Below are 22,512 nucleotides of genomic sequence, written 5' to 3'. Positions count from 1 at the left end.
CCACACCCACCCCCACATCCACACCACCACCATCACCCTCCGCGAAGACACCCCCGGCAACAAACAACTCACCGCCTACATCACCCACACACCAGGCGCCCCCAACCCCACCAGCCACGAACTCCGCACACACCTCCAGCAACAACTCCCCGACTACATGATCCCCACCACCTACATCACCCTCAACCAACTCCCCCTCACCCCCAACGGAAAAATCGACACCAAAGCCCTCCCCGCACCCGACAACCACCGACCCGACCTCGCCAACACCTACACCGCCCCCCGCACAAACACCGAACGCACACTCGCCTCCATATGGGGCGACATCCTCGGCATCGACACCATCGGCATCCACGACAACTTCTTCGAGCTCGGCGGGCAGTCCATCAGCGCCGTGCGTGTGGCGTCGCGGATCCGGGAGGCCGGGTTGGAGGTCACCCTCCAGCAGATCATGCGGCATCCGACGGTGGCCGGCCTGGCCACCGTGCTGGATACCCCGGAGAAGGAGGCCGAGACCGGGTCCGGCGGGCTGGTCGTCCAGCTGTCGGCCGAGGCCGACCCCTCTCTTCCCCGGCTGTTCTGCGTGCACCCCGGTGGTGGCAGCACGCATCCGTACCGCGCGCTCGCGCAGCGCCTGGCGGGAGCGTTCACCGTGTACGGCGTCCAGGCACCGGGGCTGAACGCGGCTGAGTCGCCCCTCTTCGGATTCGAGGCCATCGCGGACCGCTACTGGCGGGAGATCCGCCGGGTGCAGCCGGAAGGGCCGTGCACGATCCTCGGCTGGTCGACCGGCGCGGTGATCGCGCACGCGATGGGTGTGTCCGACCCGCAGGCGGTGGCCGCCCTGCTTCTGCTGGAGCCGGCGGTCACCGGGGACGACCAGCAGGAACGGTTCCGCCGACACGCCGAGGTGTACCGCCGGGTGGACGGCCTGTGGCAGAGGGGCCAGGACGAGACCGGCACCCAACGTGCCGCCACAGAGCGGGAGATGAAGGGCCTGGCTCCGGAGATGAACATCGAGGAGTCGGCGATCGCGCTCGATGAGTGGCTGCCCTACCCGGTCCTGGAAGCCGAGGTGCGCTCGCTCGCCGCCTACCGGCCCGAAGGCTCGGCGGCTCCCGCGACCCTGTTCGTCAGCGACACCGTGCGCGACGAAAGCGGCGACGAGGTGCCGCACGCCCGGTACGTCGCCCACTGGAGCGGGCTCTATCCGCTGGGCCTGGACATCCGTCCGATACCGGGTCGCCACATGGAGATGGTGAAGGGTGACGAGCAGCTGTCCGTGCTGGTCGCGGCGGTTCGGGAGGCCGGGAGGAACCGCACCGACCACGAAACCCCACTGCTGCTGCCCGCCTGACAGCCGGCTGGTCCGCACGACCGAAGCCGCCCCCCGCTCACGCGGGGGGCGGCTCTTTGCCGCCAGGAGCGTTCGCGGTACTCGACGGACGTTCCGCACCGTCGCAGGGGCGGGGCGGCACACCTCCGGATCGCTCACCCGTTCCAGGAGAACCACGACGGCACCGGGTGAGGTCCGCGGACGGGGCGGGCCGTCGCCCCGACGTCCCTGTCCGTGGCGGGCCCGCCCGCCCGGTGTCACGCGCCGGAGTTCCGTCGCCGGGCAGGGCCTCGGGGGTGTCTCGTCGATCTGGGGCGACTTGCGTGTTCCGCCCGTCTCACGCATGCCCGCACACACCGGAACGCCCCGGTCCCGGGTTCCCTCCGACCAGCAGCGAAGGGAACCCGGGACCGGGGCGAAGGACGCCGGGGCGCGGCGGTCAGGTCACCACCGGGTCAACTCGGGGAAGAAGTGGGGTACGTCGGTGGCGCGGCCGCTCTTCAGGGCGGCCCGGTAGATATGGCAGCCGACGGCCAGGTCCAGGACGCCGAGGCCGAACGGGGAGAAGACGGTGGGCCGGTCCCGGTCGACGGTGACTGTGCCGCGCAGCACGTCGGCGAGGGTGCCGTCGATGAAGTCACGGGTGCCGTACTCCGTCTCCGTGAGGTGGGGCGAGGTCTCGGCGGTGAGGCAGTGGTCGAGGTCGTCGAGGACGTTGTGGCACTTGATCATGACCGTGGGGTGGATGTCGCGCAGGGACAGGTTCAGGATGAGCTGGCCCGACGGCAGGGTCTGTCTGTCCGTCAGCCAGGGGGCCGGCGCGGTGGTGGCGAGTACCACCAGATCGGCGGCGGCCAGGGCCTCGTCGATCCCGGTGACGGCTCTGGCCCGCCAGCCGTGTGTGTCCGACGCGTATGTGGCGAACTTCTGTGCGTACGCTTCCACATGGTCGTGGACAAGGCACTCACGGACGTTGAGGCCACGGGCCGCGAGGAAGTCGGAGACCGTGCGGCCGATGATGCCGGCACCGACGAAGAGCACCGTGCGGGGCGCCTCGTCGGGGGCCAGCGTCTCCACGGCGAGCGCGGCGGAGGCAGCCGTGCGCGCGGCACTGATCCGGGACGCTTCCAGGCAGGCGAACGGGTAGCCGGTCTCCGCGTCGTTGAGGAGCAGCACGGCGGAGGCGCGGGGAAGGTTCTGTCGGACGTTCTCCGGGTAGCTGGCGATCCACTTCAGGCCGGAGACGGGTGCTTCGCCGCCGAGGTGGGCGGGGAGAGCGATGATGCGGGCGCCGGGGTTGTCGGGGAAGCGCAGGAAGTAGCTGTTGGGGTTCACGGTGACGCCGCGGCTGTGCTGGAGGTACGTGTCCCGCACGATCTCCAGGATCTCGGACGGCGCGGAGGTGATGACGTCCTGGGCGACGGTGCCGTCGATCACATGAAAAGTCGACATCGGTGGGTGCCTTTCGCGGGTGGGAGGAGTGCGGGACGGCGGTCAGGCGAGGACACCGAGGTGTTTTCCCACCCAGGCGTCGTTGTAGACCGTGCCGAGGTAGCGCTCGCCCAGGTCGGGTGAGATCGCGGCGATGCGGGAGCCGGCGGGGAACGCGCCGGCGTACTGGCGGATCGCGGCCAGGACGGAGCCGGTGGAGCCGCCGACCAGGAGTCCGTGGGTGCGGGCGAGCAGCCGGCACTCGTGGACCGCGTCCTCCTCCGCGACGAGCACCACGTCGTCGGCGAGGCCGGGTTCGAGCAGCTCCGGGACGCGGCTGGCGCCGAGGCCGGGGATGCGGCGGGGTCCGGGCGGGGCGCCGAAGATGATGGAGCCGAGGGCGTCGACGGCGACGATCCTGGTGTCCGGTGAGTACTCGCGCAGGTAGCGGGAGCAGCCGACGAACGTGCCGGTGGAGCCCGCGCCGACGAACAGGTAGTCGACGTTCTGGAGCTCCTTGAGCAGGGTGCGCGCGGTCTGCTCGTAGTGGGCGCGGGGGTTGGCCGGGTTGGCGTACTGGTTGAGCCACACCATGGACGGGTCTGCCTCGACGCGGCGTCGGATGTGGGCGATGCGGGACTGGAGGAAGCCGCCGTTCGGGTCGACGATGTCCACGACGACGACCTCGGCACCGAGGGCGCGCATGTGGTCGATGCTGGTGGCGTTGGTGTTGGGGTCGACCACACAGGTGAAGGCGTATCGCTTGGTGGCGCAGATGGAGCTGAGGGCGATACCGAGGTTTCCGGAGGACGACTCGATGACGCGGGCGCCGGGGGTGAGGACGCCGCGGTGCTCGGCGTCCTCGACCAGGCTCAGCGCGGTCTTGAGCTTGACCGAGCCGGCCGGGTTGAGACCCTCGATCTTGAGGAAGACATCGGCGCCCGGTGCCATGTGGGCCAGGCGGACGAAGACGTCGTCGGTGACCAGCTCGTAGGTGTGCTCGTAGATCATGACTCGGGCCTCCACAGGTCCTCGGGGCCGGTCTCGTCCGCCGCGTATCTGCCGAGCGAGCTGACGGCCATGCGCATCTCCAGGGCCATGGCGTCCACGAGGCGTTCGAGTCCGTGTTCCGGGTCCTCGTCGGCGGCGACCAGGGCGGCGCGGCCGAGGCCGACGGCGCGGGCGCCGAGGGCGAGCAGTTTGACGGCGCGGATGCCGTCCCAGACACGTCCACTGGCCAGCAGGGTGCGGCCGGCGGGGTCTACGCGGCGCAGGCACTCGGCCAGCGGCAGTCCGACGTGGCCGAGGAAGCCGGTGGGGGCCCAGCCGGTGCCGCCTTCCGCTCCGTCGACGGTGACGGCATGGGCGCCCGCCTCCCAGGCGATGGCTGCGGCACGGCCGACGTCCCGGCCGGGTAGGAGCTTCACCCAGCAGCGTGCGCGCGGGTAGTTGTTGCGCATGAGCTGGATCTGCCGGCGGAAGATCTCGTCGGTGAAGGTACCGGGGCTGGAGCAGCGCAGGACCGCTGCGGCGTCGGGGCCGAGGCGTTCGACCGCGTACTGCCCGTCGAGGTCGGCGGCGACCGCCTCGCTGATCATGGTGAGGCCGCCGAGGCCGGGCTTGGCGCCTTGGCCGACCTTCATCTCGAAGCCGAGGCGGCCCGAGCTGAGGAGGCCGGAGACGGCGGGGTCACTGTAGACGTGGTTCCAGACCTCGGAGTCGGCGTCCTCGGTGCTCTGCTGGACACAGACGCCGCCGATGCCCTCGGGCAGTTCCTCGCAGTAGGCGAGGATGCGTTCCAGCAGGCCCTTGCGGTGGTCGTCGCCGCTGCTGCGGAAGCCGTTCATCGGGGCGACGTTCTCGCCGATGACCATGGGGATGCCGAGCCGTCCGGCCTGGCGGCTGAGGGCGAGGCTGGTGCCGGCGACGCGGGTGGAGCCGAGGGCCGACACGTACACCGGCACGGGGGCCTCGAAACCGCCGAGGGCGGTGGTGAGGCGGACGTCGGAGTAGAGGGGTTCTCGTCCGAGGTCGATGAGTTCGGCGAGGCGTCCGGGCATGAAGACGGGTGGGACCAGGCGCAGGGCGTCGATCTCGTCGCCCTCTTCGCGGGTCGCGCCGAAGACGGAGGTGCCGTAGCTGTCGAGCGGTGGGAAGACGGCGGCGGCTCCGTCGCGGGCACGCGTGCGGATGGCGTCCTCGGGCAGGCCGGGGGCGGTCAGGTACGTCACGGGGACACGACCCCCGCGAGCTTCGGGAAGGCGGTGGCCTGCCAGACGGAGTCGAGGCCGGCCACCCAGCGGGTGAGGCGTTCGAGGCCGATGCCGAAGCCCGCGCTCCGGGGAATTCCGTGGCGGGCGACATCGAGGTACCAGGCGTACTTGGCGGGGTTCTCACCGGTCTCACGCATCCGGGTGACCAGGGCGGCGTACTCGCTCTCGCGCTCACTGCCGCTGCACAGTTCACCGCAGGACTCGGGTGCGATCAGGTCGAAGTTGAGGAGGGTGCCCGGGTCGTCCGGGCTCTCCTTGTCGTAGAAGCCGCGGGAGCCCTTCGGGTAGCCCACGACGAAGAACGGCGCTTCCGCCTGCCGGGATATGCGCTCCTCGGCCTCCCACTCGATCTCCGTACCGGCGGCCTGCGGGTAACCGTCGCTGCGCAGCCGCTCGACGACCTCGCTGTGCGGCACCCGGGCGAACGGCCGGGCGACGAAGCGGCGCAGGGCGGCGGGATCGCGTCCCAGTACGGCGAGTTCGGCCTCGCACCGGTCGGCGACGGTGTTGACCGCGTGGCGAACGAGGCCCTCGGCGATGTCCATGGCGTCGTCGCGGGTGGCGCCCGCGTACTCGACGTCGATCTGCCGGAACTCGGCGAGATGACGACGGGTCGTGCTGGTCTCCACGGGTTCCAGGCGGACGTTGGGCGCGATGAGGAAGATGCGGTCGAACGCCAGCAGGGACGCCTGCTTGTAGAGGATGGCGCTGGTCATCAGTTTGTAGCGGTGGCCGTAGTAGTCGACGTCGACCTGCTTGGCGCCACGCGAGCCGGGGTCGGTGACGGGGCCGATGATCGGATGGGCCATTTCCACCGCGTCATCGGCACACAGATAGGCGCGGGCGCCCGCGACCAGGGCCTGCTGGATGCGCAGGGCCGCCCTGGTGCGCGGGTCGCGCAGGTGTTCCAGCGGCGAGGGCAGGGCGGGAGCGGCGGCGAACGCCAGGGGGTGGTCGATCTGGAGTGTCATGTCGGTCCTTGTCCGGTCGACGTACGGTTCACCGGCCCGAAAGGGGGCTGCGGAGAAAGAGGGTGGGAGGTCAGCTCGCTCGGGCGAGTGAGCCGGTGGGGGCGTCGTAGCGGGTCTTGACGTGATGCAACGCGTACATCAGCCCCGACGAGGTCAGGCGGCGGGAGCGGTGCACGACGGCGGTGGGGCCGAGCGGGAGCGATCCGGTACGGGACCACTCCAGCCGGCCCTGCTCGGTGATGACGCTGCTCGTGCGACCCGCGTTGTCGGGGTGCAGGCAGAAGGGGACGTCGAGGTAGCCGCGGGCGAAGGCCCGGATGAGGGCCTGCCCGAGGTCGTCGTGCAGGCCGAGGACGGCCTCCACGAGAGCACGAGCCTCCTCTTCGACGCCGGTGGACGGCGGTGGTGCGGTGCGCCGGGCGGAGTGCGCGGCGCTCGTGGCCGTCTCCAGCGCCGTGACGTTCTCCGCGATCGAGGGAATGCGCGCGGACTCGGCGGCCGTCTTGACGATGAGGCGCGCGGCTCCGGTCCGCACCGCGAGCCGGGCCGCGTCCGCGACAAGGGCCAGCGCGCCGGGTCTGGTCTCTGGATAGACACCCATGTAGGCGTAGACGACCACGTGCCAGGAGGTGTCCGGGAGGTGGTCGGCGGCCAGGGCGCGCAGCGCGTGGACGGCTTCCTCGTCCTGCTCCGCGCTGGTCTGCTGGGCGTAGCTCAGGGAGATGCTGCGCAGGCCGTGCTGCCGGAAGAACATCCCTTCCAGTACGGAGAGGGCGACGAGCAGCGACGGTGGGCAGAGCTGGCCCAGCATGCAGCCGCCGAAGGTCTCCAGGTGCGGTTCGACGCCGGATGCCCGGAGCGAGGCAAGTGTGCGGCAGGCGTCGCGCCAGGCCTGCACGGAGGTGGCCAGCGGGGTGCGCCCGTAGGGCAGGCAGTAGGAGACGGGGCCGCCCTCGGTGGCGTCGAGCCCGGCGTCGATCAGTGCCTCGACTATGCGGCCGGGCTGCGCGGAGCCGTGCCTCACCTGGACGGGGAAGTCCTCGGCGCGGACGCCGTCGAGCAGCGCGGAGGTGGTGGCGACGGGCATGGTCACGAGCGGGTAGCCGTTGAGCGGGTGCCCCCGGGCAGCGGTTCGGGCAGCGGCCTCGTAGTCACCGACTCGGGTGAAGCTGTCGAGGGTGAGGGTGCCGACGGTGGTGGCTGCGGCGCCACGGGTGGCAAGCAGGCCCGCGCGCATCCTGGCGGGGTCGGCGAACCCCATGCGGGGCTGGACGACGAGGGCACCGGAGCGTGCGGCGGCGTCCATGAAGCGGTGGAAGGCGCCACCGGGGAGGGGGTCAGCCGGCATTGGCGTAGTCCCTTCCGTGCCCGCGCCGCGACAGGGAGTCGAGCAGGGCGAGCAGCCGAGGTACGGCGCTCGGCCCGGTGAGGACGGCATCGAAGCCGGCCCCGGTGAGCGCGGTGTGGGCTTCGGGGGCGAGGGCGCCCTCGGTGCCGAGCTTGCCTCCGATGACGAGGGGCACATGGGCCAGGGCGGGCTCGGCACGCACCGCGCGGGCCAGGGCGGGGGCCTCCTCAGCGCCGTGCCCGTTGACGGTGCTCACGACGATGAGGCCGGGGGAGCGTGTGGCGGACTCGGTGACCAGGGTGTCCACCGGGACGCAGGCTCCGAGGTTGGTGACCTCCCATCCCTGTTCCTCCAGGGCGAGTTGGAGGAACAGCAGGTTCCAGGTGTGCGAGTCCGAGGGGATGGTGCTCAGAACCGCGTGGGGCGGGCTCTCCGGGGGTTGGTGACGCACGTACACGACCGGCTTTCCTCTCGACACCGTAAGGGGCCGCGATCGTTGCGATCGGGCCGGTCATCCGGGACGTTCCCCGCCCTGATCGAGTCGCCGAAGGCACTGCCGCCTTGGAGGCGTCCGGCAGCGCTTCGGGGAGTCGGCTCCGGGCGTCCGGACTGCCGGCGGGTGACGTCGTCCATGGTGGCCAGCGCTTCTCCTTTGCGTCACTGGGCACTTGTGACCAGCCGCCGGGGCGTCATTTGTGCCCACTGGGGGCGCCCGCGCACGCGTCCTAACGTGCTCACCGCGGACGTCCTTCCGGCGCCGGTGGCCACGGTGCCGCCTCTGAAGCGCTCCGGCCGCCTGTACCGCACCGACTGCTTGTACCGCTCGTACCACTGACAACGTGCTGACGATGAGGAGTGAACGGTGGCTGATCACCAGGTGGAAGAGTGGCGTCACGCGCTGGCAGGCCTGGAGCCACTGGAGCTGCCGGCGGACCGGCGCCCGGCGGACGACGGGACCGGTCCCCAGGACCTGGTCCTCTTCGACGTGCCCGAGGCAACCGGCAAGGCGCTCTCCGCTCTGGCGCACGCACGGGGCGTGGAGCTTTCGACGGTCCTGCTGACGGTGTTCCAGGCCCTGCTCGCGCGGCACACCGGCCGGGGCGATGTACCGGTGGTGGTGCGGGGCGATGACGGACGGGTACGGGCCGTACGTGGTCCGGACGGCGACCCGCTGTTCGAGGACGCGTGGAAGCACGTCGCGACGGCCGTAGGAGCGCGCGGCGGGCTGCCGTACGCGGAGCTCGCCGAGGCAGCCCTCGGCGCGCTCGACGGTGCCCCGTGGTTTGCGTGGCGCACGGCGGGCGAGGCGACGGCCATCCTCACGCCCACGGCCCAGGTAACTCTGGAGCTCGCCGCCGACGGCGGCGCGCTGCGCGGCGCGCTCGGTTACCGCACGGACCTTTTCGACCGGGCGACCGCGGAGCGTCTGGCAGACCACTTCGGGGTCCTCGCCCGGTCCGCCGCCGAGGCACCGGGGACGCGGCTGAGCGCGCTGGAGATGCTGACGGAGCCGGAGCGGACGCGGATCCTCACCGAGTGGAACGGCTCCCGGTCCGCGTTCCCGGACACGTCGACCGTCCACCGTCTGGTCGAGGAGCGGGCCGCCCGGCAGCCGGACGGGGTCGCCCTGGAGCACGACGGCCGGCTGCTGACCTACCGCGCGATGGACGAGCGGGCGAACCGGCTCGGGCGCCATCTCCAGGAGCGGGGCGTCGGACCGGGCACACTGGTCGCGGTCTGCCTGGACCACGGCACGGATCTGGTGTGTGCCCTGCTCGGAGTTCTCAAGTCCGGTGCCGCGTACGTGCCGTTGGACCCGTCGTATCCGGCCGAGCGGCTGCGGTACATGGTCGGCGACAGTGCGGCGCCCGTGGTGATCACCCAGTCCGCCCACGCCGGCCTGTTCGCACCGGGTCCCGAACTGCTGCTCACCGACCTCAGTTGGCCCGACGGCGACGGCTCGGACCCGGCAGTCGGGGGGAGCTCCTCGGACCTGGCCTACGTCATCTACACCTCGGGTTCCACGGGCCGCCCCAAGGGCGTCCGTGTGGCGCACCTGGGCGTCGTCAACTACCTGCACTGGTGCGACCGCACCTACCCGCCCGCGCCCGGTGCCGAGATCGGCTCGCTGCTGTGCTCGTCGGCGGCCTTCGACCTGACGGTCACCGCGCTGTTCCTGCCGCTGGTGCAGGGGCTGCGCCTGGTAATACCGAGCCCCGGACCGGGACAGACCGTGTTCGACGCGGCCGTGGATCTCGTGGCGACCGGTGCGCCGGTCAGCTTCCTCAAGGCGACACCCTCCCACCTGGAGCTACTGGCCGCCCGGCTGGAGCGGGACGGTGTGCGGCACGCCATCGCGACGGTGGTGGCGGGCGGCGAGGACCTGACACCGGCGCTGACGCACCGCATGCTGGCGAGCGGCGCGGACGACACGGCCGTCGTCAACGAGTACGGACCGACCGAGGCGACCGTCGGCAACGTGGTCAGCCGTACGGTTTCGGTGGATCCGGCGGCGGACCACGTACCGATGGGTCGCGCGATCGACAACACCGAGGTGTTCGTGGTCGGCGCACACGGGGAGGTTCAGCCCGTCGGCGTGCCGGGCGAGTTGCTGATCGGCGGCGTGAACGTGGCCCTCGGCTATCTGGGACGGCCCGACCTGACGGCGGAGCGGTTCGTGCCGCACCCGTTCTCCACGGATCCGGAGGCCCGGGTCTACCGCACCGGCGACCTGGTGAAGTGGCTGCCGGACGGACGGCTCGTCTACCTCGGCCGGATCGACGACCAGGTAAAGCTGCGCGGCCACCGGGTGGAACTGGGCGAGATCGAGAACGCCCTGCTCGCCCGGCCGGGCGTGGCAGCGGCGACCGTCGTGGTCCGCGAGGACGTCCCGGGCGACAAGCGCCTGGTGGCGTACCTGGTACCGGCGGGCGACGGCGTCCCCGCGGCGCCCGAGCTGCGCGGCGCCCTGTCGCGGGATCTGCCGGAGCACATGGTGCCCGCCCGGTACGTGACGCTGGAGCGGCTTCCCCTGACGCCGAACGGCAAGGTGAACCGGAAGGCGCTGCCGGCGCCGGAGAGCCGCCGTCCGGATCTGGCCGTCGCGTACACGGCGCCCCGGACAACGACACAGGCGGCAGTCACCGGCATCTGGGCCGATCTGCTGGGCGTGGAGCCGGTGGGCATCGACGACGACTTCTTCGAACTGGGCGGGCACTCGCTGCTGGCCGCCCGGGTCGCTTCCCGGCTGCGCCGGGACGTGGGCGTGGACGTGTCCTACCGCACCCTGTTCGAGGCGCCGACACCGGCGCTGCTGGCGGCCGCCCTCGACGCGTGCGGTCCCGGCACGGCGACCGCGATGCCGCGCCAGGACCCGGCCGCGGGGCCGCTGCCGCTGTCGTTCGCCCAGCAGCGGCTCTGGTTCCTGGACCAGTTGCAGCCAGGACGGGCGGAGTACGTCATCCCGGTCGGCTTGCGGGTCACGGGGCGTTTCGCACCGGACGCGTTCGCAGCCGCGCTGACGGCGCTGACGGCCCGGCACGAGATCCTGCGGACCCGGTTCGTGGCGGACGGTGGCGGCGTTCCGGTCCAGATCGTCGACGCGCCGGGAGAAGCGGCCCTGGATGTGCACGACGCGAGGCACCTCGGTGGCGAGGCAGCACTCGACATCCTTCGCGAGGCGGCGGAGCTGCCGTTCGACCTGGCCTCGGGGCCGCTCCTGCGGGCGGTGGCGGTGCGTGTCGCCGAGGAAGAGTGGCTCCTGCTCATCGCGCTGCACCACATCGTCTCCGACGGCTGGTCGGAGGGCATCCTCGCGCGGGAGCTGCGGGAGTTGTACGGGGCGGCGGTCACGGGCCGTGCGGCCGCTCTCGTACCGCTGGAGCTCCAGTACGCGGACTTCGCGGCCTGGCAGCGTGCGACCCTGGACGGCTCGGCGCTGGACGGGCAGGCAGCGTACTGGAGCGAGCGGCTCGCCGGGCTCCAGCCGCTGGAGCTGCCGACCGACCGTCGCCGCCCGGCCCAGCGATCGGGCCGCGGTGACGCGGTCGCCTTCACCGTGCCCGCCGAGGTGGTCGATGCCGCCCGGCGGATGGCGGCGGGGCACGGCGCCAGCCTGTTCATGTCCCTGCTCGCGGTGTTCCAGCTGCTCATGGCCGAGTACAGCGGGCAGGAGGACGTCGCGGTCGGCAGCCCGATCGCCGGCCGCAACCGGGCCGAGACCGAGGACCTGATCGGCTTCTTCGTCAACACCCTCGTGATGCGCACCGACCTGTCCGGCGACCCGAGTTTCGGTGATCTCCTCGACCGGGTGAAGGACACCGCCCTCGGCGCGTACGACCACCAGGACCTTCCCTTCGAGCGCCTGGTGGAGGAACTGGCGCCGGAGAGGGACCTGTCGCGCACCCCCCTGTTCCAGACCATGTTCGTGCTCCAGAACACGCCGGACGGTGACGCGTGGGGCATGCGCGGTCTCGGGGTCGAGCCGTTCGCGGTGCGGGCGGAGGAGGCCAAGTTCGACCTGACGCTCTTCCTGACCGAACGGCCCGACGGTTCGCTCGGCGGAAACCTCGTGTTCGCCGTGGACCTGTTCGATCACGCGACGGCGACGCGGCTTGCCGGGCACTACACCACGCTCCTCGAAGCGGCCGTCTCGAACGGGGGACAGCGGCTCTCGGAGCTGGAGGTGCTGGCCGGCGCCGAGCGCGGGCGTGTGCTGGCCGAGTGGTCCGGGGCGGCCTCCCTCTCCCCGGACGCCGCCACGACGGCGCACCGGCTCGTTGAGGAGCGCGCCGCACGACTGCCCGGTACGACCGCGGTGCTGTCGGAGACCGGGGGGCTGACGTATCAGGACCTGAACGAGCGCGCCAACCGGCTGGCCCGGCACCTGCGGTCGCTCGGCGCCGGGCCGGACCGGGTGGTGGCCGTATGTCTGGAGCGTGGGCCCGACCAGGTCACCGCGCTGCTCGCGGCGCTGAAGTCGGGGGCCGCGTACCTGCCGCTGGACCCGGAGCTCCCGGCCGACCGGCTCGCCTTCATGATCGAGGACTCCGGAGCGGCCTACGTGGTGACCGACTCGGCGCGCACGGCCCGGCTGCCCCGCACACCCCATCGCTTCGTCACCGACCGGGACTGGCCGCGGATCCAGGAGCTGCCGGTGCACGACCCGGAGCCCGCCGCCACCCCACAGGATCTGGCCTACCTGATCTACACCAGCGGCTCCACCGGCCGCCCCAAGGGGGTGCAGATCGAGCACCGGAGCCTCGTCAACCTGATCCACTGGACGGTGGAGAGCTTCGGGGCGGCGCCGGGCCGCCGGATCGCGCACCTCGCCGGCATCGGCTTCGACGCGGCGGCGTGGGAGGTGTGGCCCGCGCTGGCCGCGGGTGCGACCGTGTGCGTACCCGACGAAACAGTGCGGCGCACACCCGAGCTGCTCCAGCACTGGCTGGCCGGACGGCGGGTGCACAGCACGTTTCTGTCCACACCCATGCTGGAGGCGCTGGCCACGCTGGACTGGTCGGAGCCGACCTCGCTGGCCCACGTCCTGACCGGCGGTGACGCGCTGCGGCTGCCGGCCGGGCTGCGGCTGCCGTTCCGTGTCGTCAACAACTACGGGCCGACCGAATCGACCGTCGTCACGACATCGGCCGAGGTGGTACCGGGGGTGGCCGTGCCGCCGATCGGCAGGCCGGTTCGCAACACGGTCGTCCACGTCGTCGACAGGTACGACCGGCCGGTGCCGATCGGGGTTCCGGGTGAACTCCTGGTCGGCGGTGCCGGGCTGGCTCGTGGCTACCAGGGGTTGCCGCAGCAGACGGCGGAGCGGTTCGTCACCGTGAACGTCGACGGCACACCGCGGCGGGTCTACCGCACCGGGGACCGGGTGCGCTGGCTGCCCGACGGCCAACTGGAGTTCCTGGGACGGCTCGACGACCAGGTGAAGCTGCGCGGACACCGCATCGAACCGGGGGAGATCGAGGCGGTGCTGCTGGCCGGGCCCGACGTCACGGCCGCGACCGTCGTCCTGCGCGAGGACATCCCGGCCGAGAAGCGCCTGGTGGCGTACGTCGTGCCGGGCGGGCAGGCGCCGACCACCGAGGAACTGCGTGCCCGGCTGCACCGCGAGCTGCCCGGCTACATGGTGCCGTCCGCCTTCGTCCTGCTGGACCGGCTGCCGCTCACCCCGAACGGCAAGGTGGACCGGCGCGCGCTGCCCGCTCCCCGGCCCCGTTCGCCCCAGGACCGCGTCGCGCCGCGCACACCGGCCGAGCGCGCGGTGGCGGCGGCCTGGTCGCAGGTACTGGGTACGGACGTCGCCGGCATCGACGACAACTTCTTCGAACTGGGAGGCCACTCGCTGCTGGCCACGCAGGTGACCTCCCGGTTGCGGACCGCACTCGGCGTGGACGTGCCGGTACGGGCGCTGTTCGCGGCACCGACGGTCGCCGCGCTGGCGGCCGTCGTAGCGGAGCTCGGCTCGGACGACACGGAGCGGATCACGCCCGCTGACCGGACCGGCGGTCCGCTGCCACTGAGTTCCGCCCAGCAACGGCTCTGGTTCCTGGACCAGTTGGAACCAGGGCGCGTCGAGTACGTCGTACCGTTCGCCCTGCACGTTCGTGGCGCACTGGATGCGACCGCGCTGGACACCGCTCTCACCGCGATGGTGGCGCGTCACGAGATCCTGCGCACCCGATTCGTCTCCGAGAACGGCGAGCCGGGACAGGTCATCGACCCACCGGCACCGGTGGGAGCATCCGTCCACGACCTGCGCCACGTCCTCGATCCGGAGGAACGGCGTTCGGCGGCAAGGCTGTTCGCGGAGACCGAAGCGGGCCGCCCGTTCGATCTGGCAACGAGTCCGCTGCTGCGCGCCCACCTGGTGCGGCTCGCCGACAACGAGGCATTCCTCCTGCTGACCGTGCACCACATCGCCGCCGACGGATGGTCGGAGGGAGTCATGGCGCGCGAACTGCGCGAGGGGTACCGGGCGGCGATGGCGGGGGTGGCGCCGACCGGTCTGCCCGCACTGCCTCTGCAGTACGCGGACTTCTCCGTGTGGCAACGGGAGCGGATGGCCGGTGAGGTGATGGAGGGGCAACTGACCTACTGGCGGGACCGGCTCACCGGGCTGGAACCGCTGGAGCTGCCGAGCGACCACCGACGCCCGGCGGGACCGCCGGAGGGCGGCGCCACGTTGGCGTTCGAGGTGCCGGGTGAGGTCGCCGCGCGACTGCGGGCGGCGGCGGCGACGAACGGCGCGAGCCTTTACATGGTGCTCCTGGCGGTGTTCCAGGTGCTGCTGGCGAAGTACAGCATGCAGGACGACGTCGCGGTCGGCAGCCCGATCGCCGGCCGCAACCGGGCCGAGACCGAGGACCTGATCGGCTTCTTCGTCAACACCCTCGTGATGCGCACCGACCTGTCCGGCGACCCCACCTTCACCGAGCTCATCGACCGGGTGAAGGACACCGCCCTCGGCGCGTACGACCACCAGGACCTTCCCTTCGAGCGCCTGGTGGAGGAACTGGCACCCGACCGCGACCCGTCGCGCAACCCGCTGTTCCAGACCCTGTTCGCGCTGCAGAACACGCCGGACGGCCACACCTGGAGCCTGCCGGGTCTGGAGGTGGAACCGTTCGCCGTGACATTGCCGGACGCCAAGTTCGACCTGAGTCTGATCATGTCCGAAGGCCCGGCTGGCGGCCTGCTCGGGACCCTGGAGTACCGCACCGACCTCTTCGCGCGTGACACCGTCGACCGGCTGGCCGGCCACCTGCGTACGTTGCTGGACTCGGTCGCCGACGCGCCGGGGGCCCGGCTGTCGGAGCTGTGCATGCTCACCCCGGCCGAGCGGCGAAAGACGCTCGTCGAATGGAACGGTACCGCCACCGCCTACCCGGACCAGGCCACCTTGCACGGCCTCTTCGAGGAGCGAGCCGCCCAGCAGCCGGACACCGTGGCCGTCGACTCACCGCAGGGCGACTTGACCTACGGCGAGCTCAACGCCCGCGCCAACCGGATCGCCCACCACCTGCGGACCCGGTACGGGGTGCGGCCGGACATGCCGGTGGCGGTGTGCCTGGGCCGTGGGGCAGACCTGGTGACGGCGGAGCTGGCGGTACTGAAGGCAGGGGCCGCTTACGTGCCGATGGACCCGGAGTACCCCGTCGAGCGGCTGGCGTACATGGTGCGCGACACGAGGACCCCGGTCGTCCTCACCCACACAGGGCAGGCGGACCGGATCCCGTCCGGCGTTCCCCTGCTGCTCCTCGACGAGTGCGACGCCGAAGGGGGTCCGCTGGACGGTGAGCCGGTTACCGATCCGGAGCCCACCGCCACCGCGCACAACCTGGCGTATCTCATCTACACCAGCGGCTCGACCGGCCGGCCCAAGGGGGTCCAGGTCGAGCACCACAGCCTGGTGAACCTGGTCCACTGGACGGCGGGCGAGTACGGACTCGACCCGGGGCATCGGATCGCGCTGCTCGCCGGGATCGGATTCGACGCGGCGGCGTGGGAGCTGTGGCTCGGCCTGACCCGGGGTGCGACCTGCTGCGTCACCGACGAGAGGGTCAGGCTCACTCCGCATCTGCTGCGGGACTGGCTGGGCGAGCAGGCGGTCCACGCCGCGTTCCTGTCCACGCCGATGCTGGAGTCGCTGTCGGCACTCGACTGGGGCACGGACAGCACCCTCGACTACGTACTGACCGGCGGTGACCGGCTGAGGATGCCGCCGCTCGCCCGGCTGCCGTTCCGCGTGGTCAACAACTACGGTCCGACGGAGACCACGGTGATCGTCACCTCCACGGTGTGCGTCCCCGGTGACACGGTCCCGCCGATCGGGCGGCCGATCGCCAACACCCGGTGCTTCGTGGTGGACCAGCACGGCACTCCGCAGCCGGTCGGCGTTCCCGGTGAACTCCTCGTCGGTGGAGTGCAGGTGGCGCGCGGCTACCTGGGGCGCCCCGAGTTGACGAACGAGCGCTTCGTCCCGTTCGAGGCCGAGGAGGTGGGCGGCCGGGTGTACCGCACCGGCGACCTGGTCCGATGGCAGCCGGACGGACAGCTGCAGTTCCTGCGCAGGGTCGACCACCAGGTCAAGATCCGCGGCAACCGCATCGAACTGGGCGAGATCGAGGCCAACTTGATCACTCATCCCGGTGTCGGTGAGGTCGCCGTGGTCGTCCACGAGGACGTGCCGGGCGACAAGCGGCTGGTGGCCTACCTGGTGGCCGCCGGACCGGACGCCCCGAGCGTCATGGAACTGCACGCGCACCTGGGGCGCCAGCTACCCGACTACATGATCCCGGCGGGGTTCATGGTGCTGGAGCAGCTGCCGCTGACCGCGAACGGCAAGGTGGACCGGGCGGCGTTGCCGGCGCCGGACGGCAGGCGGCCGGATCTCGGAACGGCGTACACGGCGCCGCGCAACACCGTCGAGCGTCACATCACGGCCGTGTGGACGGAGCTCCTGGGCATCGAACGCGTCGGCGTCCACGACAACTTCTTCCAGCTGGGCGGGCACTCACTGCTCGCCACCCAGGTCGCGTCCAGGCTGCGGAAGGCTCTGCGGGTCGACATACCGGTACGGACCGTGTTCGACCACCCGACCCCCGAGGAACTGGCGCAGCACATCGCGGACCTGATGATGGCGGCGATCAGCGCACAGTTCGCGCCGGCCGGATGAGGGCTTACGCCCCTGCCGCGAAGACGGCCGCGGGGTCTCACGGATGCGTGCAGGACGCGTCAGACCATGTCCTCGACCTGGATGCCGCCCTGGGCGATCGCCAGAGCGCCGAGCTGGAAGCGGCTCTGCGCACCGAAGCGATCGGTCAGCTTCTCGGAGAGCCGGCGCACCGTGCGCAGCGACACGTCCATCCTGCGGGCGGCGGCGGCATCGGTGAGACCCTGCGCCCAGAGTCTCAGGACGTGCTGCTCCTGGAGGGAGAGGCCGCCACGGGTGCGCGGGCGCGCCTCGGCCAGCGGCAACGCCTCCTTCCAGAGGCGGGTGAACAGGGCGGCGAACGCCCCGGTGACCGACTCGACGCCGCACACCATGGCGCCGACGACGGCCCGGGCACCGGCGACCGGAACCACGGCGTGGGTGCGGTCGCAGAGGATCATCCACGCGGGCAGCGACGGCAACGTACGGATGGAGCCGACGCTGCCTGTCCTCCCCCGCACGCGGCTCATCGCCTCGGGATCGTTGCGGACGCTCTCCAGGACGATGGTGCGGGCAACCGCTCCACGCCCGCGCAGGATCTCGTCGATGGACCGGCCGGACTCGGCAACGGGAACAGCGACCCGCTCCGTGGGGCCGACAGTCAGCCACTCCTGCTCGCACCCTTCGGCGAGTTCCGTGACACGCCGCCACACGGCGTCCGCACCGGCCAGCCACTCGACGCCCGGCATACCGTCACGGCCGGCGCGGGAGTGCTCGGAGAGCAACCGGGTCACTTCGAGCCGGCTGTCCTCCACCTGGAGCCGATGGCGGGCGAGTTCGTCCTGCTGCCGGGCGAGCATCGCCGCCAGGCCCACCTCCGGGTCGACGGGCCGCCAGCCGGTGGAGGTGTCACCGGGAACCACCAGCAGGAGGGAGGACAACCGCTCCAGCCGCTCCCGGACCGTCTCCTCGGACACCTTCATCTGCTCCGCCAACTCGGAGACGCCGGCGCCGGGCAGGTCGACCATCGTGAGGTAGACGCTCCGTGCGAGGGGGTCGATACCCAGAGAGGTCCGCATGTCCTTCACTCCTCTTGTCTCGGCCGTACGGCACCTGTTGGTCACTGATCGAGTCGACGATGTTCCACCCGCCGGGGCTGCACGGTCCCGTGCCGCTGCCGGGATCGTCGGCCGGACATCAGTAGACGGGAGGCGGTGGCGGTGGCGGATGCGGGCCGACCACCCAAGTTGTGGCCGAAGCTCCCGCGGCGTGCGGCGGAGCGGCCCCGCGCGCTGCAGCAACGACCGTTGCCGGCACGGGTTATCATCTCGCGCATGCCCGCCTCGCAGCCGACCGTCCTGGCCACCTCCGGAGGGCATCGCGCCGACCCCCGTGCGCGGGTGCTGTTCGACTCCCTGGTCCACCACGCGGTTGACCTGTCCGGGGTGGACGGGCGCCGTCCACGCATCCTGTACTTGGGCACGGCGGTGGGGGACGCGGAGCACGTCACCGCACGGATGCACGAGGCGGCACGGGTGGCGGGGTTCGACCTGACGCCGCTGCACCTGTTCCCCATGCCGAACGTGGAGGACGTGGAGGGCACGCTCCTCGACCACGACGTCGTGTGGGTCATGGGTGGGTCGGTGGCGAATCTGCTGGCGGTGTGGCGTGTGCACGGGCTGGACGGAGCGCTGCGGCGCGCCTGGCAGGCGGGGGTGGTGCTGAGCGGGGTGAGCGCCGGATCCATCTGCTGGTTCAAGGGCGGCGCGACCGACTCGTACGGGCCGGATCTGCGGCCGGTGGTGGACGCGCTCGGCTTCCTGCCGTACGGCAACGGTGTCCACTACGACTCCGACCTGGGCCGCCGTCCGCTGATCCACCGGATGGTCGCCGACGGCACCCTGCCGACGGCGCACTGCACCGACGACGGGGTGGGGCTCGTGTATCACGGCACCCGGCTCGTAGAGGCGGTCACGGAATCGGCGGGCAAGGGCGCCTACGTGGTGACGTGCGAGGGTGGCGGGGTGCGTGAGGAACGCCTCGAGCCACGCCTGCTGCCGCCGGTCCGGCATTGACTCCTTCCGCGCGGACGGCCGCGCACCGGCGGGTACGTGCCGCCGGAACGAGGTGTCACGGCGGGCCGCGCGGCAGCACGGAGATATCGACGTATGCCGTGACCTGCGAGGTCGGCCTCCGGCGCCGGGAACGCGGGCCGAGTGCGCACGGGTTCGCGCCTCGGCCCCACTCACCGGCGGGGGCCTTCGGAGAATATGGGGGACGCTCCCCCATGTGGGGGCCGTGCAGTATCTGCGACGTTCTTCCTGTGACCGAATCAGCCGCACCCACGACTCCCCGAAGCGCGCACCTGCCGCTCGCCTGGTGGGCCCCCGCGCTCTCCCTCAGCGAGCGCGTCGGCGCCCCAGGACGTCCGGTGGCGACCGTCGCGGCCGCCCCGTCCGGCCGCGCCCCTTGGGCCGTCGGGGACACGGCGGGCTTCGCGGCTCGGCTGACCCACCTGGGTCTCGACGAACTCGCCCTGGGGGCCCTCGCCGACGAGTCACCGCAACGCCTGGCGAACCGCGCAGGCACTCCACGCTGGGTGGGATACGTCGAAGAGGCCCTGGACTGTGCCCACATCGCCGCGCGGCCGGAGTCCGGCGGCGACGCAACCGGGCCCGAGGCCTTCGCACCGGTCGTGGCACCGCTGGTGGGTCCGGCCTCGGCCGCCCTCGACCGGCAGCTGGCACCGCTCCCTCCGGCAGAACGGGCTGTGCTGCGCGCCTCGTTCGAGCAGTGGCTGCTGGGCCGGATGGCCCGGCAGGCGGCCCGCACACTCGTCCGTGAGCTGGACGGCGCCCGGCGCGCCGGCCGGCTCCCCGGGGCCACGCCCCGCGATCGCTTCGCCTCCTTCCTCGCCGCCAGCGGGAGCGCGGACGGCCTGCGGGCCCTGTTCACCGCCTATCCGGTGCTGGCCCGGATGCTGGGCCGGACGGCCATGGACGCGGCCGACGCGGTGGCCGAACTCGGCCTGCGGCTGCACGCCGACCGGCAGGAACTGGTGGCCGTCCTTCTCGACGGACGCGACCCCGGCCCGCTCACCCGCATCGAACTGGGCCGTGGCGACGCCCACCGGGCCGGGCGCTCGGTGGCGGTGCTGGAGTTCGCGGACGGGGCACGCGCGGTGTACAAGCCCCGTCCGCTGGGGCAGCACGCCCTGCTTGACGACCTGGCCCACTGGCTCACCGGCCGGGTCGACGGCCTGGAGCTGCGCACCCCGCGCACCCTGCGGCGGAAGGAACACGGCTGGCTGGAGTACATCGAGCACCGCTGGTGCGGCTCGGTGGCCGAGGCGGACGCCTTCTACCGGCGCCAGGGCGCACTGCTGGCCCTGCTGTACGCGGTGGACGGCGCCGACATGCACTACGAGAACCTCATCGCTGCCGGCGACCAGCCGGTGCTGGTGGACGCCGAGACCCTGCTGCACACCGGGCTGCCGCAGGCCTCCACGGCTGGGGCCGACCCGGCCGCCGACGCCCTTCAGGCTTCCGTCCACCGGACGTGCCTGCTGCCCCACCTGCTGATCGGGGAGCACGGCGCGCTGGACATCTCCGCGCTGGGCCGTGCCGAGGAAGGCACGTACCCGAGCGAGGGCCTGTGCTGGCAGGACAGCGGACTGGACACCATGCGCGTCGTGCGAGGTCCGGTGGTCAGTCCGGCCGCGCAGAACCAGCCGCTGCCCCGCGGACGTCGCCTCCACGGCGCCGACCACCGCGCCGCACTGCTGGACGGCTTCCGCACCACGTACGACGCGATCCGGGCGCACGGAAACGAGCTCAGCGCGCCAGGAGCCCTGCTGGCCCGGCATGCGGACAGTCCCGCGCGGCTGATCGTTCGATCCACACGGCTGTACTCGACCCTGCTCGAGGAGTCCACGCACCCGGCACTGCTCGGCGACGCGCTCGCCCGGGACGCCGCGTTCGCGGTGCTGTGGACCGAGTCGTCGCGCGACCCCGCACGCGGGCAGCTGGTGGAGCACGAGACCGAGGACCTGTGGCGCGGGGACATCCCCCTCTTCGTCCACCGGCCCTCCGGCACGGGAGTGCGAGCGGCCGGCGGGACGTGGCTGCCTCACCTGCTGCCGGTGGCGAGCCTGAGCGCCGTCCGCACCAAGATCGCCCGGATGGACGAGGTCGACTGCCGGAACCAGGAATGGATCGTCGCGGCCGCGCTGGCCGCCCGGGAGGCCGGTTCCCCGCTGGTCAGACCACGCTCCGAGCTGGTGGCGACGCCCCTGCCGGCGGTGGCGCCGGAGCCGTCACGACTGCTTGCCGCGGCCTGCGGAATCGCCGACGAGATCGCCGCCCGCGCCGTGCGGGCCGGCCGGGCCAACTGGCTCGGCCTCGAATGCCTGCCGGGCGGGCACTGGTCGGTCCTGCCGATGGGTGCGGGGCTCGGCCAGGGCTACACCGGGGTCGCACTCTTCCTGGCCCAGGCCGGACTGCTCGCGGGCGCCGACCGCTACACCGCGCTCGCCCACCAGGCGGTGCTGCCGTTGCCCGGCCTGCTGAAGATGCTCGCGGCCGACCCCGAACTGTGTGCCGCGGTCGGACCAGGAGCGTACGACGGCCTCGGCGGCATCCTGTACGGGCTGATCCGGCTGTCGTCCCTCCTCGACGCCGAACTCGCGGACTCGCTGCCCGACGCGCTCACCGCACTGCAACACGCCGTGGATGCCTGCGTGGATCCCGGCTTCGCGGACGGTGCCGCCGGGGCCCTGGCGGCGGCGGTCGCCGCCCATGAAGCGACGGGCGCCCGTCAGGCCCTGGACCTGGCCGACGCGGTGGCGGACGTCCTGGCCACCGCGGCCTCGCAGGGCGGTGGCTCCGCAGGGTTCGCCGACGGGGCCGCGGGCATCGGCTGGGCGCTGTGGCGCCACGCGGACCACCGGGCGGGCGGAAGGGGACGCCCGGAGGAAGCGGCCGGTCTGCTGCGCGCGGCCACCGCCGGGCCCGAAGCCGCCACGCACGGCCCCTCGTGGGCCACCGGTCTGCCCGGGATCGCCGCTGCGGCCGCGCACCTGCCGGGGCGAAACGACCTCGCCGCCCGGCTCTCCGCCCTCAGCGACGGCCTCAACCTGAGCGCGGGCCACGGCGTGTTCGGTGCCCTGGAAGCCCTTTCGGTCCTGGCCGGCCAGGGCGACGCCCAAGCGTCCGCTGCCCTGACCCGCACCAGCGGCCGGGTACTCGCGACCGTCGAGGGCCAGCAGCACCGCTGCGCCACCCCCGACCAAGTGCCCTCTCCCGGCATGCTGACGGGCCTCGCCGGCATCGGCTACGGACTCCTCCGTCTCTGTTCCCCCACCCGTGTCCCGTCCGCGCTCCTGCTGGAGCACTCCTGTCCGGCCACTCTGCCCGCCTGCTGAGGGCGAAAGGCCCCGGCCGGACCCGGCTCCTGCCCCACTCTCCCCGTCTCCACTCCCCTCGCCC

11 protein-coding genes are annotated in these 22,512 nt (G+C 72.2%); 4 read left to right on the top strand and 7 right to left on the bottom strand.

What is annotated here, in order from left to right:
* A partial coding sequence (locus ACIQMX_RS18815; RefSeq protein WP_402479391.1) for a thioesterase domain-containing protein occupies positions 1 to 1,357 on the top strand: 1,357 nt, incomplete at its 5' end.
* A gap of 423 nt (positions 1,358 to 1,780) precedes the next feature.
* Here ACIQMX_RS18815 and sbnB read toward each other — a convergent pair.
* The 6 genes from sbnB to ACIQMX_RS18785 all read right to left on the bottom strand — a co-directional run bounded on the left by sbnB (position 1,781) and on the right by ACIQMX_RS18785 (position 7,810).
* Positions 1,781 to 2,788, bottom strand: coding sequence for a 2,3-diaminopropionate biosynthesis protein SbnB (sbnB, locus tag ACIQMX_RS18810; protein ID WP_402479388.1), 1,008 nt, complete (start codon positions 2,786 to 2,788; stop codon positions 1,781 to 1,783).
* Between the two features lie 42 nt (positions 2,789 to 2,830).
* On the bottom strand, positions 2,831 to 3,778 hold the full coding sequence (sbnA, locus tag ACIQMX_RS18805; protein WP_402479385.1) for a 2,3-diaminopropionate biosynthesis protein SbnA: 948 nt from the start codon (positions 3,776 to 3,778) through the stop codon (positions 2,831 to 2,833).
* Positions 3,775 to 4,998 (bottom strand): glutamate synthase-related protein, encoded by a 1,224-nt coding sequence (locus ACIQMX_RS18800; protein WP_402479383.1) that lies wholly within the window; start codon positions 4,996 to 4,998, stop codon positions 3,775 to 3,777. The genes sbnA and ACIQMX_RS18800 overlap by 4 nt, the downstream gene beginning before the upstream one ends.
* Positions 4,995 to 6,011, bottom strand: coding sequence for an asparagine synthetase A (locus ACIQMX_RS18795; protein ID WP_402479381.1), 1,017 nt, complete (start codon positions 6,009 to 6,011; stop codon positions 4,995 to 4,997). The genes ACIQMX_RS18800 and ACIQMX_RS18795 overlap by 4 nt, the downstream gene beginning before the upstream one ends.
* Before the next feature lie 70 nt (positions 6,012 to 6,081).
* Positions 6,082 to 7,359: a methylaspartate mutase gene (locus ACIQMX_RS18790; protein WP_402479378.1), complete on the bottom strand. Its 1,278-nt coding sequence runs from the start codon at positions 7,357 to 7,359 to the stop codon at positions 6,082 to 6,084.
* Positions 7,349 to 7,810: a cobalamin B12-binding domain-containing protein gene (locus tag ACIQMX_RS18785; protein WP_402479375.1), complete on the bottom strand. Its 462-nt coding sequence runs from the start codon at positions 7,808 to 7,810 to the stop codon at positions 7,349 to 7,351. The genes ACIQMX_RS18790 and ACIQMX_RS18785 overlap by 11 nt, the downstream gene beginning before the upstream one ends.
* 411 nt (positions 7,811 to 8,221) lie before the next feature.
* Here ACIQMX_RS18785 and ACIQMX_RS18780 point away from each other — a divergent pair, with 411 nt between their 5' ends.
* Positions 8,222 to 17,050, top strand: a complete 8,829-nt coding sequence (locus ACIQMX_RS18780) for an amino acid adenylation domain-containing protein (RefSeq protein WP_402479372.1) — start codon at positions 8,222 to 8,224, stop codon at positions 17,048 to 17,050.
* 59 nt (positions 17,051 to 17,109) lie between these two features.
* Here the strand turns inward: ACIQMX_RS18780 and ACIQMX_RS18775 are convergent, their stop codons facing one another.
* Entirely contained in the window at positions 17,110 to 18,105 is a 996-nt protein-coding gene (locus ACIQMX_RS18775) for a LuxR C-terminal-related transcriptional regulator (RefSeq protein WP_402479369.1), read from the bottom strand.
* Between the two features lie 255 nt (positions 18,106 to 18,360).
* Here ACIQMX_RS18775 and ACIQMX_RS18770 point away from each other — a divergent pair, with 255 nt between their 5' ends.
* Entirely contained in the window at positions 18,361 to 19,101 is a 741-nt protein-coding gene (locus tag ACIQMX_RS18770; protein ID WP_363076322.1) for a peptidase E, read from the top strand.
* Positions 19,102 to 19,349: 248 nt separating this feature from the next.
* On the top strand, positions 19,350 to 22,448 hold the full coding sequence (locus ACIQMX_RS18765) for a type 2 lanthipeptide synthetase LanM family protein (protein ID WP_402479366.1): 3,099 nt from the start codon (positions 19,350 to 19,352) through the stop codon (positions 22,446 to 22,448).
* The last annotated feature ends 64 nt before the right edge of the window (positions 22,449 to 22,512 follow it).

The sequence above is a fragment of the Streptomyces sp. NPDC091416 genome, from assembly GCF_044756845.1.
Lineage (GTDB): Bacteria > Actinomycetota > Actinomycetes > Streptomycetales > Streptomycetaceae > Streptomyces.
Note: the sequence above shows the minus strand (reverse complement) of the source record. Positions and strands in the feature narration are given on the sequence as shown.